Origin of the sequence: Amphritea sp. (assembly GCF_050300915.1) — a bacterium.
In the GTDB taxonomy this organism is placed as follows: domain Bacteria; phylum Pseudomonadota; class Gammaproteobacteria; order Pseudomonadales; family Balneatricaceae; genus Amphritea.
On record NZ_JBNKYN010000028.1, the window covers coordinates 1 to 17106 of the forward strand.

Below are 17106 nucleotides of genomic sequence, written 5' to 3' on the forward strand. Positions count from 1 at the left end.
CATAATCCAGCCGCTTACAGGGAGCCACGCTGGGCTGATCGGCATCCGGGGCTTTAGTCTGTCCCTGCGGCCGGCGGAATGTCTGGCCAGATACATCGATGGAAGAGCTGCGGCCGTGGTAACCAATTGGGACCCATTTGTAATTTGGCAGCAATGGATTATCCGGGCGGAACAGGCTACCAACACGGGTGGCATGAAACACAGAGGTGTAGAAATCGGTATAGTCGCCAATTGTACAGGGCAAACTGTACTCAACATCACCCTGAGGAATCAGACAGTTTTCAAGAACCCCCTGCTCTGCAGCCCCCTGTCGAAGTACTCTGGAAAGGGCCAGTCGCAGCGCCGACCAGACCGGTGCTCCGAGGGACATAAAATGGTTCAGGGTCGGTTCACTACAGGCATCCGCACCAATACCAGCGTCGCCGCTGAAGACAGTCCGGGCGGCGCTAAGATCAAGCACCTGATCGCCAATCGCCACTCCGCCACGGAATGACTCATCAGCCCCCTTACGACGAAATTCCGCAAAAGGCAGGTTCTGAATCGGGAAATCGGTATCAGGCAAATTTGCACAGCTCACCCAGCTGCGCAAATCAGGATTATGGGTTTCATTCAGTACAGGCATCACTCACTCTCTGGTGTCATTGTTCAGCAGCGTGCCCTTTTAGATTTTTTTAGCATCAAGGGCTGCGCCACGAAGGTCTGATGTTGATTGTTATTATCCGCCTGTACGTTACCAGAAGACAGGCAGGCTTCAATGCCCGGATATAAATTGACTAATTCCAAAGAGTAAAGAATAACTATCAATAGCGCGAAATGGTTACATTAGCGAGCCTGATCAATACATTATCTCTGCTCCTGTGATAGCTTTGGCACTAGTTTTACCCGGTAGTTCTGCTTATCAGGCGGAGATATCAAAGGTATCTGCAGGTATAGTTGTTAAATCCAACAGGGTTGGAAACGTTTTTCGAAGGTTTGGGACGTAAGGACATAAGATTGATGTCGGAATCAGTAGTTACTCTGAATACAATTTGCAGCCTGGACGTCTTGCACGCCCACACGACCGATGCCGCTTTAACGGTTCTGCATCGCATGCGCAGATCTCATGTAAGCTCGATCGTGATTATTGATCAGCGTAAACCGATAGGTATTATCACCGAGAAAGATATCCTCCGCCTGGTCAGTTCTGCTGAAATTGATCTGAGTAAACTGAAGGCCGGCGATATCATGACATCGCCGGTGAAAACCCTTTTCGGGGATTGCGATTTTCAACATGCCTATGAGCAGATGCAGCGGGAAAACCTGCGGCATATTGTTGTCATCAACCGGGATGGCAGCCTCAGGGGCATAGCGACTGAAACCGATTTTGTTCAGCATCTGGGGTTTGAATATCTGGCCGAAATTAAGCATGTCGAAGCGGTCATGGAACGGGTGATTATGTTCGTCCCCCAGGATAGTAGCCTGCGCTACGCATTCTCGGTGATGAGTGATAAGAAGATCAGCAGTGTGGTGATAGGCGACGGCAATAAAGCCGCAGGTATTCTCACAGAGCGGGACGTTGTCCGCTTGCTGGATGACCAGATAGACCTGAATACCGCCAGAGTCTGCGATTATATGAGCAGCCCGGTTGAAGTTATCGGCGTGGGAACGTCGTTACTGAAAGCCAGGCAAATAATGCAGGCAAAGCGGATTCGCCGTCTGTTAGTCTGCGACACGGACGGGCAGATCATAGGCCTCCTGACCCGGCAACACCTGATCGACCGGCTACAAACCCACTTTATCAGTATGATGCGTGATGCGATCAGCCACCTCAATCTAAAGCTCGAAAGTAGCCGCAACAAGGTCAATCACTACCAGGGCTTTTTTGAGAACTCTCCCCTCGCCTACCAGTCACTCGACGCCGAAGGCTTTATTCTTGAGGTCAATGCCTGTTGGCGTAAACTGATGGGATATGAGAGCCACGAGATAATTGGTACAGCATTTAAACAGCTGCTGGTCGCCGGGCAGGAAGAAAAGTTCAGCCACTGTTTTGCCTCATTCTCAAATCATGGATACGTTGAAAATGTCCATTATCAGCTACAAACCAGGACAGGAGAGGTCCTGGATATTCAGTTTGATGGGCAGATAGTGTGGGATGAAAAGGGTAACTTCCTTCAGACCCACTGTCTGCTGACCAATCTCACAGAAAAACACAAGATGGACTCGCAGCTTCAGCTGTTTCGTCAACTGATTGATCAAAGCCATGATGCCCTGTTCGTGATCGATGCAGAAAGCTCCCGCATTCTCGATATTAATCAGGCCACTTGTGATTATCTGGCTTATAAGCGTGAACAGCTGCTTAAAATGTCAATTACCGATATCAGCGATCTGTCGTCTGATCTTTCCCGTTGGCGGAAACGTCTGGCTAATATCGATGCCCGGGGAGGACTGTTTGAGGCAGTTCATACTACCTCTGACGGGCGTAAAGTCCCTGTTGAGATCAGCACCACCTTGCAAATGATCAATGGTAAACAGGTGGTCCTGTCTACCGTACGTGATATTACCGAACGTAAACAGGCTGAGCTGCGAGCGCGCAATGAGAGCAACTTCTTGCAGGCGGTGATTGATTGTATCGGCGATCCGGTGATGGTTATCGATACCGATTACAAGGTAATCAAGTCAAACCGGGCGGCAAACGATTACTACTTTAACTGCCTTTCCGGCGGCGATAGCTCCTGCTATGACATGGTCCATGAACAGGGTGTTCCCTGCCAGCACTGTCCGCTGACAGATGTGATGAACAACAGAAAAACCACTACCCGTATTCATGAGCATACCAGTAAATCTGGGGAAATCCGGACATTTGAACTGATGGCCAGCCCGCTTTACGATGCCGATGGCAATCTGGCCGGGCTGGTAGAGTCAAGCCGGGATATTTCTGACCATGTAACGGTCCGTAAAGCCCTGCTTGATAAAGAGAAGAGCCTTGATTTTCTGGCACATCACGACCCTTTAACCAAGTTACCCAACCGGTTATTGTTCGGCGACCGGCTTAAGCAGGCCATACGCCATGCGAAGCGCAATAAAACCGGCGTCGCCCTGCTGTTTATCGATCTGGATGAGTTTAAAGAGATCAACGATAGCTTTGGCCATAACCTGGGCGATCAGTTACTCAAAAAAGTGTCCGAACGACTCAAACACCATGTTCGCGAAAATGACACCATCTCTCGTCTCGGCGGTGATGAGTTTACGATCATTGTTGAAGATCTGATGAACGCTGATGATGCGGCGACTATCGCTCAGAATCTGCTGGCAGCATTTAAGGAGCCGATCGATCTGGACGAGCAGCTGCATATCAGTCTCAGTATCGGCATCAGCCTTTATCCAGATGATGCCGACCAACCTGAAGCGTTGATCCGCAATGCCGATACGGCGATGTACCGGGCCAAAGCCGCCGGCAAGAATCGCTATGAATTTTATACTCAGGAGATGACTGACCAGGCATTTGAACGGATTCTGATGGTCGGCGCCCTGCGCAATGCCATCGATAATGAACAATTTGTGCTGCATTATCAGCCGCAAATAGATTTGCGGGATAACAGCATCATCGGTGCGGAAGCACTGATTCGCTGGAAAGACCCACAGATGGGTACTATTGAGCCTGCCCGCTTTATCCCGATCGCTGAAAAAACCGGCATGATCAAGATTATCGATCACTGGGTGCTGGATACCGTGTGCCGCAATATTCATGAATGGCAACAGCAAGGCTATAAGGTGCCGCGCATCTCGATCAATATATCTGTCCGTCATTTTGGTTCGAACACACTGGCCTCAGAAGTTGCTACCATACTCGATCATAATCAATGCGACAGCGAGATGATTGAACTTGAGATCACCGAAGGGGTGATCATGAACAATCCAGAACGCGCCGGGAAAGAGCTGAAACAGTTACGGGAGATGGGCATTCGCTTAGCCATAGATGATTTCGGTACCGGTTACTCCTCCCTCAGTTATCTCAAAGCACTGCCCCTTGACCGCCTGAAGATTGACCATTCGTTTATCCGGGATATACCCGATGACATGAATGATCAGGCGATCTCCAGAGCCATTATCGCTCTGGCAGACAGCCTTGGTCTCGAAGTGATTGCAGAGGGGATGGAAACAGAACAGCAGCGACAGTTCCTGATTGATGAGCACTGTTTCTATGCCCAGGGATTTCTCTTCAGCAAAGGGGTGCCTGAAGATAAGTTCCTGACACTGCTGGAGCAGTCATAACCCGGGCTAAGCAGCATCTCTATCAGATCAATCACCAGCGCTCCTGCGGGGCGCATCCTGACTCACAACAGGAACAAACCAGAGAAACAGATGAAAACAGTACTGATTACCGGCTGCTCCAGTGGTATTGGCTACCACGTAGCGATCGGCCTGCAACAACGAGGTTACCGGGTTATCGCCACCGCCAGACAACAGAAGGATGTTGAACGGCTGCAACAGCTGGGGCTAGAGTCCACCCAGCTGGACCTGGAGCATTCTGCATCGATCCAGCAGGCAATGGACTGGGTTGAGGCAGAAACGGGCGGTGCGCTGTATGCCCTGTTTAATAACGGTGCTTATGGCCAGCCCGGTGCTATCGAAGATCTCAGCCGGGATCTCCTGCGTAAACAACTGGAGACCAACCTGCTGGGTTGGCATGAACTCACCTGTCGGGTGCTGCCACTGATGCGGCGTCAGGGTTCAGGCCGGATTATTCAGAACAGCTCTATTCTGGGGCTGATTACCATGCGCTTTCGCGGCGCCTACAACACCAGTAAGTTCGCGCTTGAAGGTTACAGCGATACCCTGCGGCAGGAACTGGACGGTAGCGGAATACATATCTCCCTGATAGAACCTGGCCCGGTAAAAAGCAAATTCAGAGAAAACGCCTTCATCGCCTTTCGCGACAATATCGACGTAGATTCCAGCCCTTTTCGTGAGACTTACCAGAAAGTACTGCAACGCCTGAGTAAAGCCGATGATGGCAATGATATGTTTACACTGGGGCCGCAAGCAGTCTTGACTAAAGTGATTCATGCACTGGAGAGCAAGCGTCCCAAACCCCGTTACTATGTCACCGTCCCCACCCATCTGTTTGGTTTTCTGCGACGAGTATTGCCTACCCGGGCACTTGACTGGATTTTACTCAGGGCATCCGCATCAGAGAATAAATAGGCGCGAAGCCAGACTTCTGATTAGATGCTCAAAGTTGAGAACCCACTTAAAAATGAATGGCTTAACTTTTTACGATATTTTAGAACAGGTATAAATCCCGCCGTAGGACTCTGACTGCGCTTTCAGCGTAGACTTAGTTAATTCCAGTATTCTGGATGACTCGCGGATATTCTGCGGGAACATACTTTCTAAATTAAGAAAGTTATCTAACTCTGGGTGAGACCGGTTCACCAGCGTAAACGCTTGCGAGGATAAAATAAGCGAGCGCCCGCTGAGCACCCAGGTTGAACGATTGCTGATGCTGTACTCTATTTCAGGAAAGTTTTGCATCCTCAATAGCAAGGTTCCAGAACCGTTAGCTCTGCCATCTGCAAAGTAGTTTATGTCATAGTCTACTTTCAGTCGCGTGCCTGCATCCTCCATAAAATGGTTACAGTGCCAGCGGCCATAGAGGTTTTTCTGCTCAAAGACGGTTGCATCATTTGTCTGAGCAGCAGTAAAGGTCGAAAACGAAATAGCGAATGCTATTGGCAGAGCGTTGCAACGCAGCATAGAGGCCCTTTTACAGATAGAGAGATCAGCGTTTCTGCACTGTTGCTGAAGTGCATAGCCTGAGTGTAAATAGCCAAGCTTGCTGGCAGCTTAACCGGATTAATAGACAACATGCCCGTATGAAATAAAAAAGGCAGCCTGCAGGCTGCCTAAAGGTAGTAAAACGTTTAATTAGAATGGGTCAGCTTACCAGGCCATTACGCCCCATGATCTCCTGAATTTCTGGCAGAGATGCGGGGTCATCAATGGTTGAAGGTACAGTGTAATCCTGACCATCAGCGATCTGACGCAGCAGTTTACGCAAAATTTTACCCGAACGGGTTTTTGGCAAACGCTGTACCACGATTGCACGGCGGAAGCAGGCTACTGCACCGATCTCTTTACGCACCATCGCAACCAGTTCGGCTTCAATTTGTGCGTCATCAATCTCAACACCGTTTTTAAGCAGTACCAGACCGATCGGCTGCTGCCCTTTCAGCGGATCATTGATACCGATTACCGCGCACTCAGCCACTGCCGGGTGAGCAGCGACGATCTCCTCCATCTCGCCGGTAGAGAGACGGTGACCGGCAACGTTGATAACATCATCGGTACGCCCCATGATGAAAATATAACCGTCATCATCTTTATAGCCGCCATCACCAGAGCAGTAATAACCCGGGAACTCATTCAGGTAGCCGGTGCGGAAACGCTCAAAATCGCCCCATACCGTGGGTAAGCAGCTTGGAGGTAGTGGTAGCTTAATAGCAATATTGCCCTGCTCACCGTTAGGTAGCTCATTACCATCATGGTCAAGAATATGAATATTGAAGCCACTGACAGGAACGGTTGATGAACCGGGTTTAGGCTCAAGCATCTCAACACCGGTCAGATTACCGCAGATAGCCCAGCCGGTCTCGGTCTGCCACCAGTGATCGATAACCGGCTTGCCCAGAGTCTCTTTAGTCCAGTGGTAAGTCGGCGGATCTAATCGTTCACCGGCCATGAAGATCGTTTGCAGCTTGCTCAGGTCATACTGTTTTAGCAGCTCTGAATCCGGATCTTCCTTTTTGATCGCACGGAATGCGGTTGGTGCAGCAAACAGCGCTTTAGCACCATACTCTGCACAAACACGCCAGAACGCACCGGCGTCAGGGGTCTTGATCGGCTTACCTTCGTAAACGATGGTGGTGCAGCCAGCCAGCAGTGGGCCATAAACGATATAGGAGTGCCCTACCACCCAGCCAACATCGGACGCCGCCCAGAACACTTCACCAGGCTCCATGTTATAGATCGCTTTCATGCTGTATTTCAGCGCCACGGCATGACCACCGTTATCACGCACTACACCTTTTGGCTTACCGGTGGTGCCGGAGGTGTAAAGAATATAGAGGGGGTCAGTGGCTTTAACCGGGGTGCATTCAGCAGGCTCTGCTGCAGCAACGGCTTCAACCCAGTCGATATCACGACCTTCAATCATCGCTGCCGCTACCTGAGGACGCTGGAAAATAATACAGCTATCAGGCTGATGTGCAGACTTGCTAATCGCCTCGTCCAGCAACGGCTTGTATTCGATCACTTTAGTAATCTCGATACCGCAGGATGCAGTAACAACCACCTTAGGCTCTGCATCATCAATCCGCACGGCCAGTTCGTGCGGCGCAAAGCCACCAAACACAACGGAATGAATTGCCCCCAGACGAGCAACACTGAGCATCGCAATAACCGCTTCAGCGATCATTGGCATATAGATAACAACCCGATCACCTTTCTCAACGCCCTGAGCTTTGAGCACACCGGCAAACTTAGCGACCGCATCCCGCAGTTCTGAATAGGTGTAGCGCTGTTTGGTGTCAGTTACAGGGGAATCGAAAATCAGTGCATCCTGATCACCGCGGCCAGACTCAACGTGATAGTCCAGAGCCAGATAAGCGGTGTTCATCTCACCATCAGCAAACCAGCGGTCTATACCATTTTCATCCTTACTCAGAATAGTTTCTGGCTTCTTAAACCACTTAACCGCTTCAGCTTTCTCAGCCCAGAACGCTTCAGGGGTTTCGATTGATCTTCTGTATTCTTCTTTGTATGACATAGCACTGGCCCTTCGCTGTAACCGTTATTATATGTTTCAGACCGGCAGTACCCGCTTTTATAGGCCTATCATTTTTATCTGCAGGTATAGCCTGATGGAACACACTCTAACTTAAATGCTTACAAAATAAAGTACTACAAAAGGCTAAATTGTCTACGATATGTAGACAGAATATGAGTTTGAGGCGATTTTTAGATCATTTATAGCGCGATAAAATAATGACTCAGATCAATTGTCGACAATCTATCGTTTATTGGAGGGTTCAGTCAGACATAAAAAAGCTGCCAGACGGCAGCTTTTCTGAAGCATCATCGTTGGTTGTATCAGTTACTTTCCTGGACTGCGATGCTGCTCTTAATACCGGTCATGACATTACGCTGATGCAGCTCTTCATCACTGACCCGGTGCGCATCATTTTCGTTCTTGGCGTTTTCGAAGTAACACAGGGTTGGTTCAAACGTCTCAGCTTCCTGTTCATTCAACTGCACATAAGAACAGATGATCAGCAGATCACCTTTTGATGCCCGGTGAGCCGCAGCACCATTTACCGAAATAATTCCGCTATTGTCCTCACCCCGGATCGCGTAGGTCGTGAACCGCTCGCCATTATTGATGTTGTAGATATGTATCTGTTCATACTCTTTAATACCAGAGCGTTCCAGCAACACACCATCAATTGCGCAGGAGCCTTCATAATGAAGTTCCGCATGTGTGACCGTAACCCGGTGCAATTTAGCTTTTAAGAATGTTTGCAGCATCGTATTAACCTGCGCCTCAATTAACCGGGTCTACCGGACTATCACCCTACTGAAAGTAGTTTCAGTAAATACCTGCCAGCAGATCGTCTTAGCAACGCCACTGACGCCAGACCAGGCGGAGCATCAGCTGCCGCCTTTTAGTCTCCTCACAGCCACCGCTGTGGAAATTTTTGCAACACTATTCCAGTCATGAGACAGAACGTTTTAATAAACGATGAATCAGATCGTACTAAAACTATAAGGTAACAATAAACATAACTAATGTTATGTTTTTACTGACCTTAATAAGCGGCGGCAATTGTACCAGTAATTTTTAAAAAATTAAGCGATTGTTACTGCGGGTTACTCTTTAATTAATCGACAGCGGGTGTCAGAGAACTCTCTTGATTGGTTTGCTCCGGCAGCAGAGAACTGATCATGAGCTGACCTCCCCTTTTACTAACGAAAATTTCACCGGTCTCTGATATTGCATCTGCTTTTGCGAATCTATATGATAACTATTATCATTAAGAAACAGATTATTACCGAGGCTTTCATGAAAAAACTGTTTATTGCAGCTCTGTTTGTTACTTCAACTACTGCGCTGGCAGCTGAAACCAGTTTTGAACTGGCAATCAAAGATCATATGTTTTCACCTGCAGAGATCAAAATCCCTGCGAATAAGCGCGTCAAGCTGCTAGTACACAACCAGGACACCACTCCTGAAGAGTTTGAAGGCGAAGACTTCACCCTGGAGAAAGTGATTCCTGGAAACAGCAAAGCATCCATCATGGTGGGGCCATTTGAGCCGGGCCGTTACGAATTTGTGGGTGAGTTTCATGAAAAAACCGCTAAAGGCGCATTGATTGTTGAATAATCACGCTTGTGTGAGGTAGCCCTATGCTGAGTTCTGCTGTTATTGTCTTCCGTGAAGTGCTCGAAGCCGCGCTGATTGTCAGTATTTTGCTGGCGGCAACCTGCGGTCTGCCCCGCCGCACCTTGTGGATCGGTGCTGGGCTGTTGGCAGGTCTGGCAGGGGCCTGCATCGTTGCACTGTTCGCCAGTTCAATCACCAGCGCTTTTGAAGGTACCGGTCAGGAGTTGATGAACGCCTGTATTCTTCTGATAGCCGTGCTGATGCTTGCATGGCACAACATCTGGATGTCGCATCACGCTCGCGAGCTGGTTGCTCATATGAAGAACGTCAGTGCTAAAATTACTGACGGCTCTCTGCCACTGTATTTTCTTGCGGTGGCGTCAGGTATGGCCGTGTTGCGTGAGGGGTCGGAAGTTGTATTGTTTATGTACAGCGTAACCGCCAGCGGCAGTTCTGCGAATGCGATGCTAATTGGCAGCTTAATAGGGGTTGTTGCCGGCATTCTGGTGGGACGTTTGATCTATTCCGGACTGCTGCGCATACCAACCAGTCGTCTGTTCCAGCTGACTGGGTGGATGATTCTGCTGCTGGCTTCAGGCCTTGCTGCCTCCGCCGCAGGATATCTGATACAGGCTGGCTACCTGCCCTACCAGGCGCCGCTCTGGGACAGTGGAGATCTGCTTTCTGAAAAATCTATACTGGGTCAGCTGCTGCATATTCTGATCGGCTATCAGGAGCGTCCGACGATTATTCACCTGGCTTTCTATCTGGTGACACTGGTGACGATTCTCATGGGAATGCGCTGGGTAAGCCGTCGTACTGACTTACGCCTACAAACCACCTGATCTATCTGTCAGACAATATGACCCGCCTGGATCGTTCACAGCGACCATGCGGGTTTTCGTTTTTCAGCATCCTTTAAAGACTCAACGCATTCCAGAGTAAGCGGTTTTACTCGCTGAATAACGTGTCGATTCGCGACAATACAAATATTATTCATCATCAAGTGAGAGTAACTCACCCACACACCGGATAAATTGGTTAAAATAGCCGCCTTTACAATAGGTTATTGGTAGGTTTACAAACGTGTCGTTAAATACTGTAGTAGATAAAACAGCTCAATTGAAACAAGCCATGTCAGAACGGGTTCTGGTTCTTGATGGCGGTATGGGCACGATGATTCAGGATCGTAAACTGAATGAAGCCGACTTTCGCGGTGAACGGTTTGCTAACTGGAATGTCGATCTGCAAGGCAATAACGACCTGCTGGTGCTGACTCAGCCTGAGGTTATCACCTCTATCCACCGTGCTTATCTGGATGCCGGTGCCGACATCATCGAAACCAACACCTTTAATGCCACCCAGATTGCCATGGCTGATTATGAGATGGAATCGATCAGCCATGAGATCAACCTGGTGGCAGCCCAGTTAGCCCGCCAAGTGGCCGATGAGGTGACAGCGGAAACCCCGGAGAAGCCACGTTATGTCGCCGGAGTACTTGGCCCAACCAACCGTACCTGCTCTATCTCCCCGGATGTCAACGACCCCGGATTTCGCAATGTTACCTTTGATCAACTGGTTGAAGCCTATACCGAATCGGTTGATGGACTGATCAAAGGTGGGGCCGATATCATCCTGATTGAGACTATCTTCGACACCCTGAATGCCAAAGCGGCTATCTTCGCCGTCGATCAGTATTTTGAAGATAACGGCATCAGCCTGCCAGTAATGATCTCTGGCACCATTACCGATGCGTCCGGGCGTACCCTGTCTGGTCAGACAACTGAAGCGTTCTGGAACTCGGTACGTCATATTAAGCCGTTATCGATCGGTCTGAACTGTGCACTGGGGCCACAGGAACTGCGTCAGTATGTGGAAGAGCTTTCCCGCATCGCCAATACCTTTGTCTCGGCACACCCTAATGCGGGCTTGCCCAATGCCTTTGGTGGCTATGATGAAACACCGGAGCAGATGGCCGGTGAGATCCGCGAATGGGCTCAGGCAGGCTTTCTGAATATTATCGGTGGCTGCTGTGGCACCACCCCGGCCCATGTTACGGCGATGGGCAATGCTGCCAACGAATACCCTCCCCGGCAGATTCCGGAGATTCCGGTTGAGTGCCGATTAGCCGGTCTGGAACCGCAGAATATCAGTAAAGACACCCTGTTTGTGAACGTTGGTGAGCGGACCAACGTCACCGGTTCGGCGATGTTTAAACGCCTCATTAAAGAGGGTGATTACGAAGCCGCACTGGAAGTGGCGCGGCAGCAGGTTGAAAACGGTGCGCAGATCATCGACATCAATATGGACGAGGGGATGCTGGATGCAGAAGCCGCAATGGTGCGTTTTCTCACCCTGATCGCCTCTGAACCGGATATCTCCCGGGTGCCGATCATGATCGATTCCTCCAAATGGGAGGTGATTGAAGCGGGCCTGAAATGTATTCAGGGCAAAGGGGTGGTGAACTCCAAATGGGAGGTGATTGAAGCGGGCCTGAAATGTATTCAGGGCAAAGGGATGGTGAACTCCATCAGCTTAAAAGAGGGTGAAGAGAAGTTTATCTATCAGGCCAACCTGCTGCGTCGCTATGGTGCGGCGGTAGTGGTTATGGCGTTCGACGAAGATGGCCAGGCCGATACTGAACAGCGCAAAATTCAGATCTGTGAGCGCTCTTATAAAGTGCTTACCGAAAAAGTAGGTTTCCCACCGGAAGATATTATCTTTGACCCGAATATCTTCGCCGTTGCCACCGGTATTGATGAACACAATAACTATGCACTGGACTTTATCCGCGCAACTGGCTGGATCAAGAAAAACCTGCCCTACGCAATGATTTCCGGTGGTGTCTCCAACGTTTCCTTCTCGTTCCGTGGTAATAACCCGGTGCGTGAAGCGATCCATTGCGTGTTCCTTTACCATGCGATTCAACAGGGTATGGATATGGGCATCGTCAACGCCGGGCAACTGGCGATCTACGATGACCTGCCGGAAGAGTTGCGTGTTGCCGTTGAGGCGGTGATTCTGAATACCGACGCTCAGGGCACCGACAAGTTACTCGAAATTGCCGAAAAGTATCGCGGCGATGGTAGCTCCCAGACTGAAGAGAAAGTACTGGAGTGGCGCGGACTGCCGGTTCAGGAACGTTTGTCGCACTCACTGGTTAAAGGGATCGCCGAATATATTGATGAAGATGTGGAAGAGTGCCGACATCTGTATGACCGCCCTATTCAGGTGATTGAAGGGCCATTAATGGATGGCATGGGTGTCGTTGGCGATCTGTTTGGTGCCGGTAAGATGTTCCTGCCTCAGGTGGTCAAATCCGCCCGGGTGATGAAAAAAGCCGTTGCTTATCTGATGCCGTTCATCGAGGAAGAAAAGGCCGGCGCCGCCAGTGAGACAGCGGGTAAGATTCTCATGGCCACGGTAAAAGGTGATGTTCACGATATCGGCAAGAACATTGTGGGCGTGGTGCTGCAGTGTAATAACTACGAGATTATAGACCTCGGTGTTATGGTGCCCGCCGAAACGATTTTGCGTACCGCTCGCGAAGAAAATGTCGATATCATCGGCCTCTCGGGCCTGATTACCCCATCCCTGGATGAGATGGTGCATGTCGCCAGAGAGATGGAGCGTCAGGGCTTTAATATCCCCCTGATGATTGGAGGTGCGACCACCTCTAAAGCACACACTGCGGTTAAGATTGATCAGGCCTACAACCGGGACCAGGTGGTACACGTTACCAACGCCTCCCGTGCAGTCAATGTTGCCAGCACCTTGCTTTCAAAAGAGCGCAAAGCCGCCTATGTCAAAGAGATTCAGGAAGATTATGAGGCAGTACGGCAGCGTTATGCCGAACGTCAGAGTCAGTCCCGCCGGGTTTCTCTGGGTCAGGCGCGGGCCAACAAATTCAGGATCGACTGGGACAGCTACACCCCACCGGTTCCCTCGCAACCGGGTGTTCAGACCTTCGAGAATATCGACCTAAATGAGCTGCGCGATTACATCGACTGGACGCCGTTCTTCCACTCCTGGGAGCTGGCCGGTCGCTATCCGCGCATTCTCACCGATGAGATCATCGGTGAAGAAGCCACTCGCCTGTTTAACGATGCTAAAGCGATGCTGGACGACATCATTGATAATAAAAAGCTGGAAGCCAGAGCCGTTATCGGTCTGTTCCCGGCGAACAGCATCAATGATGACGATATCGAGCTGTATACAGACGAAAATCGCGCCGAAGTGCTGATGGAACTTCACCATCTGCGTCAGCAGGTTGAGAAAACCGATGGCAAAGCCAATATGTGTCTGAGCGACTTTATTGCCCCTAAAACAAGCGGTAAAGCCGATTACTTTGGTGCATTTGCGGTCACGGCCGGTATCGGTGATCAGCTGATGATTGATGCCTATGAAGCGGACCACGATGACTATCACAGCATTATGGTGAAAGCGCTGGCTGACCGGCTGGCTGAAGCGCTGGCTGAATATATGCACGCCCGGACCCGTCGCGAGTTCTGGGGTTATGCCGCCGATGAACAACTGGATAACGAAGCACTGATCAGGGAGAAATATCAGGGTATACGCCCTGCCCCTGGCTATCCGGCCTGCCCTGAGCATACCGAAAAAGGTCTGCTGTGGAAGCTGCTGGATGTCGAAAACCGCATCGGCATGAGCCTGACCGACAGCTATGCTATGTTACCCACCTCCTCTGTCAGTGGCTGGTATTTCAGCCATCCCCAGTCCCAGTATTTTGGCGTTGCCAAAATCGGTGAGGATCAATTGGAATCTTACGCTAAACGGACCGGGATGGAGAAAACCGAAGCGGAACGCTGGTTGTCACCTAATCTGGGATACGAGCCAGAAGATAGCTAATTCTACGCCAGATAAGCTCAATGCAGAAACCGCCTCCGGGCGGTTTTTTGTTGTCGCCACTATATCAGGCTGAAGCGCTGCGAGTTTATGGATTCCAGTGATCAGGTCCCAGCAGGCGCATCTGGTTTTCAATCCAGCGGACCCGTTGCCAGACATAGTTACTGGGGCGGGCCACACTGAGTCGATAAGGGTTGGGCAACACCGCCGCCAGACGTGCCGCTTCAGTGGTTGAAAGCCGCTTCGCCGATTTATGGAAATAGGTCTGACTTGCCGCTTCTACACCATAGATTCCGGGGCCAAACTCAACAATATTCAGATAGACTTCAAGAATACGCTGCTTATTCCACAACAGTTCCATCATGACGGCAAAACCCGCTTCCAGGCCTTTTCGCAGGTAGCTCTTCGCAGACCAAAGAAATAAATTTTTTGCGGTTTGCTGTGTCAGAGTGCTGGCACCTCTGATGTTACCACCCTCCTGATTGTCACTCAGGGCATCGGCTATTGAATCCAGATCAAGCCCCCAATGGTAGGGGAATTTCTGATCTTCAGCGGCGATAACCGCCAGTTGCATCGCCGGAGATATCTGTTCCAGAGGCACCCAGGTATGGTGCGTATTTGCCGGATAACCTGTGGGTGGATTAAGTTCCCGCTGAATCTGCCACATCCACACCGCCGGGTCGACAAAGCGCAGCGCCAGTACCAGCAAAACAGGAAACAGGATCAGCGCCAGCAGCATACGGATCAGCCACTTGCGAATTGAGCAACGGGAAGCTTTCAAAATAGGGTTACCGCAGGGTTAAGAGTGACGCCGGAATAGGAATGATCATACCGAACATAGACTGTTTTTTGAACAGCACTCACAGATGATTCATTGCCTGTAGTGTGGTTAACTAGCGGCATGGATGAATTGATCGTAAACAGCGGACAAGATAATGACATTTGCCTTTGATGAGGTTCTGGTGGTTGGCGTTTCCAGCCGGGCACTGTTTGATCTTGAACATGAAGACAGTATCTATCAGCAGCAGGATGTTGAGGCTTATCGCCGCTATCAGTTTGCGCAGGAAGATAAAATCCTGGGTAAAGGAACTGCATTTCATCTGGTAGAAGCACTGCTTAGCCTTAACGCCCTGTCTGAAGAGCGCCTTGTTGAAGTGGTGGTGATGTCTAAAAATAGCCCCGATACCGGCTTAAGAGTGCTTAAGTCCATCCAGCACTACCAATTGGATATTACCCGCTCAGCCTTTACCGGAGGTGAATCACTCGCACCTTTTCTACAGGCCTACAGCGTTGATCTGCTACTGACGCGCCATCCGGATGATGCTCAGGTCGCGATTGATACTCAGGACTGTGCGGCTGCACTGATCTATGATCCGCCGGAAAGTTTCCAGCCAGACCGGGATCAGATCCGTATCGCTTTCGATGCCGACGCGGTGTTGTTTTCTGATGACTCAGAATATATCTACAAAACCGAGGGGCTGGAACGCTTTCAACAGAACGAGTCAGACAATGAAGATGTGGTGTTGCCTGACGGCCCGTTTGCCAAACTGGTCAGGGTGCTGTCCCGGCTCAATCAGAAACTCGGTGCCGACCGCTCACCACTACGGCTATCGATTGTCACTGCCCGTAACGGCCCGGCGCACTTGCGCGTCATAAAAACTCTGCGCCAGTGGGGAGTAAATGTCGATCAGGCGTTTTTTCTCGGCGGTTTGAGTAAAGAGCCGGTATTAAGTGCTCTGCGTCCACATATCTTTTTTGATGACCAACCGGCACATCTGCTATCGGCCTCGAAGCGGGTACCCAGCAGCCAGGTGCCCTATCGCAGCAATTCACGGATTCAGTCACTCAGCCAGACCGCGCTCATCGAAGCGCAGGACGAGAGTGACAGCTAAAACTGAAAACAGCAGCGGGAGATAAATTAAGCATTAAAGCACTGGATCGGTGGCCGGTTTAATTACCGGCTCCCGTTTACCCACCATCGCCACGACTCCGGCACAACTGACCAGCAGAATGCCCAACAGCGTATTCAGCCCCAGAACCTCACCCCACACCAGCCAACCCAGCAGCGCGGCCATCGCGACCGATCCGTAAGTATAGGGTGCCAGTTGACCCGCAGGTGCCATACCATACGCTTTGCTCAGCAGTAACTGCGCAACCGTCGATGTCGCCGCCAACACGACTAACCAGCCGAACTGTATGAGGGTCAACCCCGCTCCGGTGAGCCAGGCGGGTATCGCAGACAACAGTGCCGCAAAGAAGGCAAAATAGAACACAATCAGCTGAGGTGACTCGGTATCGGTCATCCGCCGTACCGTCACCTTTGCCAGCGCCCCCAGGCAAGCCCCGGTGAGGGCGATCAGGATGCCGATATTAATCGCAGCTTCTTGTGGGTTGATAATAAAAGCAACACCGATAAAGCCGACTAAGATCGCCAGCTTAACCTGCAGACGGATACGCTCCTTCAGCCACCAGAATGCCACCAGGGGAGTAAAGAATGGTGCCGTTTGTTTTAGCAGTGCTGCCTGCGCCAATGGCAGTTGCCCCCAGGTATAAAACAGACAGGTCATCGCGGTCACCCCCACACCTGCGCGCATCAGATGAAAGCGCAGCTTGGTGGTATGCAGCACAGAAGGCCCTTTGCGCACCAGCCAGGGCAGAAACAACATCAGCCCCAATAGGTTACGGAAGAACACAATCATCTCCGTGGGCAGCTCAGCAGACACCTGTCTGATCACCATTCCGGACAACACCAGAAACATCTCGGAAACCAGTATCAGTGCTGCACCAATAATAAAATTATTCGTTTTCATCATTAACAAAGC

At 50.5% G+C, this 17106-nt stretch carries 11 protein-coding genes and 1 pseudogene; 6 read left to right on the forward strand and 6 right to left on the reverse strand.

The window, feature by feature from the left end:
* A pseudogene (locus tag ACQY8X_RS09380) lies at positions 1 to 622 on the reverse strand (fumarylacetoacetase); the annotation flags it as partial.
* A gap of 374 nt (positions 623 to 996) precedes the next feature.
* On the opposite strand from ACQY8X_RS09380, the gene ACQY8X_RS09385 reads away from it, so the two are divergent.
* Complete coding sequence (locus tag ACQY8X_RS09385; RefSeq protein ID WP_428034885.1) at positions 997 to 4251, forward strand: EAL domain-containing protein; 3255 nt, start codon at positions 997 to 999, stop codon at positions 4249 to 4251.
* Positions 4252 to 4341: 90 nt separating this feature from the next.
* Positions 4342 to 5184, forward strand: coding sequence for an SDR family oxidoreductase (locus tag ACQY8X_RS09390; RefSeq protein ID WP_428034886.1), 843 nt, complete (start codon positions 4342 to 4344; stop codon positions 5182 to 5184).
* 69 nt (positions 5185 to 5253) lie between these two features.
* On the opposite strand, the gene ACQY8X_RS09395 is transcribed toward ACQY8X_RS09390, so the two are convergent.
* The 3 genes from ACQY8X_RS09395 to panD form a co-directional block, all read right to left on the reverse strand.
* On the reverse strand, positions 5254 to 5736 hold the full coding sequence (locus ACQY8X_RS09395; protein WP_428034887.1) for a hypothetical protein: 483 nt from the start codon (positions 5734 to 5736) through the stop codon (positions 5254 to 5256).
* A 181-nt stretch (positions 5737 to 5917) separates the two neighbouring features.
* The gene (locus ACQY8X_RS09400) at positions 5918 to 7807 is read right to left on the reverse strand and encodes a propionyl-CoA synthetase (RefSeq protein WP_428034888.1); all 1890 of its coding nucleotides are present in this window, start codon (positions 7805 to 7807) and stop codon (positions 5918 to 5920) included.
* 323 nt (positions 7808 to 8130) lie between these two features.
* A complete protein-coding gene (gene panD / locus ACQY8X_RS09405) occupies positions 8131 to 8565 on the reverse strand; it encodes an aspartate 1-decarboxylase (RefSeq protein WP_428034889.1) in 435 nt (144 codons plus the stop codon).
* Between the two features lie 490 nt (positions 8566 to 9055).
* Between panD and ACQY8X_RS09410 the strand changes: the two genes are divergently transcribed.
* The 3 genes from ACQY8X_RS09410 (at position 9056) to metH (ending at position 14287) form a co-directional block, all read left to right on the forward strand.
* Positions 9056 to 9421 (forward strand): cupredoxin domain-containing protein, encoded by a 366-nt coding sequence (locus ACQY8X_RS09410; protein ID WP_428034890.1) that lies wholly within the window; start codon positions 9056 to 9058, stop codon positions 9419 to 9421.
* Between the two features lie 23 nt (positions 9422 to 9444).
* Positions 9445 to 10266, forward strand: a complete 822-nt coding sequence (locus ACQY8X_RS09415; protein WP_428034891.1) for an FTR1 family iron permease — start codon at positions 9445 to 9447, stop codon at positions 10264 to 10266.
* Between the two features lie 289 nt (positions 10267 to 10555).
* Positions 10556 to 14287 (forward strand): methionine synthase, encoded by a 3732-nt coding sequence (gene metH, locus ACQY8X_RS09420; protein WP_428034892.1) that lies wholly within the window; start codon positions 10556 to 10558, stop codon positions 14285 to 14287.
* A gap of 85 nt (positions 14288 to 14372) precedes the next feature.
* Here metH and mtgA read toward each other — a convergent pair whose 3' ends face one another.
* On the reverse strand, positions 14373 to 15065 hold the full coding sequence (gene mtgA, locus ACQY8X_RS09425) for a monofunctional biosynthetic peptidoglycan transglycosylase (protein ID WP_428034893.1): 693 nt from the start codon (positions 15063 to 15065) through the stop codon (positions 14373 to 14375).
* Positions 15066 to 15219: 154 nt separating this feature from the next.
* Here mtgA and ACQY8X_RS09430 point away from each other — a divergent pair, with 154 nt between their 5' ends.
* Positions 15220 to 16176 carry a 5'-nucleotidase gene (locus ACQY8X_RS09430; protein ID WP_428034894.1) on the forward strand — a complete coding sequence of 319 codons (957 nt, stop codon included), beginning with the start codon at positions 15220 to 15222 and terminating at the stop codon, positions 16174 to 16176.
* 33 nt (positions 16177 to 16209) lie between these two features.
* On the opposite strand, the gene ACQY8X_RS09435 is transcribed toward ACQY8X_RS09430, so the two are convergent.
* Positions 16210 to 17097, reverse strand: a complete 888-nt coding sequence (locus ACQY8X_RS09435; RefSeq protein ID WP_428034895.1) for a DMT family transporter — start codon at positions 17095 to 17097, stop codon at positions 16210 to 16212.
* Positions 17098 to 17106: the final 9 nt, after the last annotated feature.

Excerpts from the sequence above, each read along its gene's own strand:
- ACQY8X_RS09435 (WP_428034895.1), bottom strand. The coding sequence starts at position 17,097 with ATGATGAAAACGAATAATTTTATTATTGGTGCAGCACTGATACTGGTT.
- ACQY8X_RS09390 (WP_428034886.1), top strand. The coding sequence starts at position 4,342 with ATGAAAACAGTACTGATTACCGGCTGCTCCAGTGGTATTGGCTACCAC.
- ACQY8X_RS09400 (WP_428034888.1), bottom strand. The coding sequence starts at position 7,807 with ATGTCATACAAAGAAGAATACAGAAGATCAATCGAAACCCCTGAAGCG.
- ACQY8X_RS09395 (WP_428034887.1), bottom strand. The coding sequence starts at position 5,736 with ATGCTGCGTTGCAACGCTCTGCCAATAGCATTCGCTATTTCGTTTTCG.
- ACQY8X_RS09415 (WP_428034891.1), top strand. The coding sequence starts at position 9,445 with ATGCTGAGTTCTGCTGTTATTGTCTTCCGTGAAGTGCTCGAAGCCGCG.
- ACQY8X_RS09410 (WP_428034890.1), top strand. The coding sequence starts at position 9,056 with ATGATAACTATTATCATTAAGAAACAGATTATTACCGAGGCTTTCATG.
- panD (WP_428034889.1), bottom strand. The coding sequence starts at position 8,565 with ATGCTGCAAACATTCTTAAAAGCTAAATTGCACCGGGTTACGGTCACA.
- ACQY8X_RS09430 (WP_428034894.1), top strand. The coding sequence starts at position 15,220 with ATGACATTTGCCTTTGATGAGGTTCTGGTGGTTGGCGTTTCCAGCCGG.
- metH (WP_428034892.1), top strand. The coding sequence starts at position 10,556 with ATGTCAGAACGGGTTCTGGTTCTTGATGGCGGTATGGGCACGATGATT.
- ACQY8X_RS09385 (WP_428034885.1), top strand. The coding sequence starts at position 997 with ATGTCGGAATCAGTAGTTACTCTGAATACAATTTGCAGCCTGGACGTC.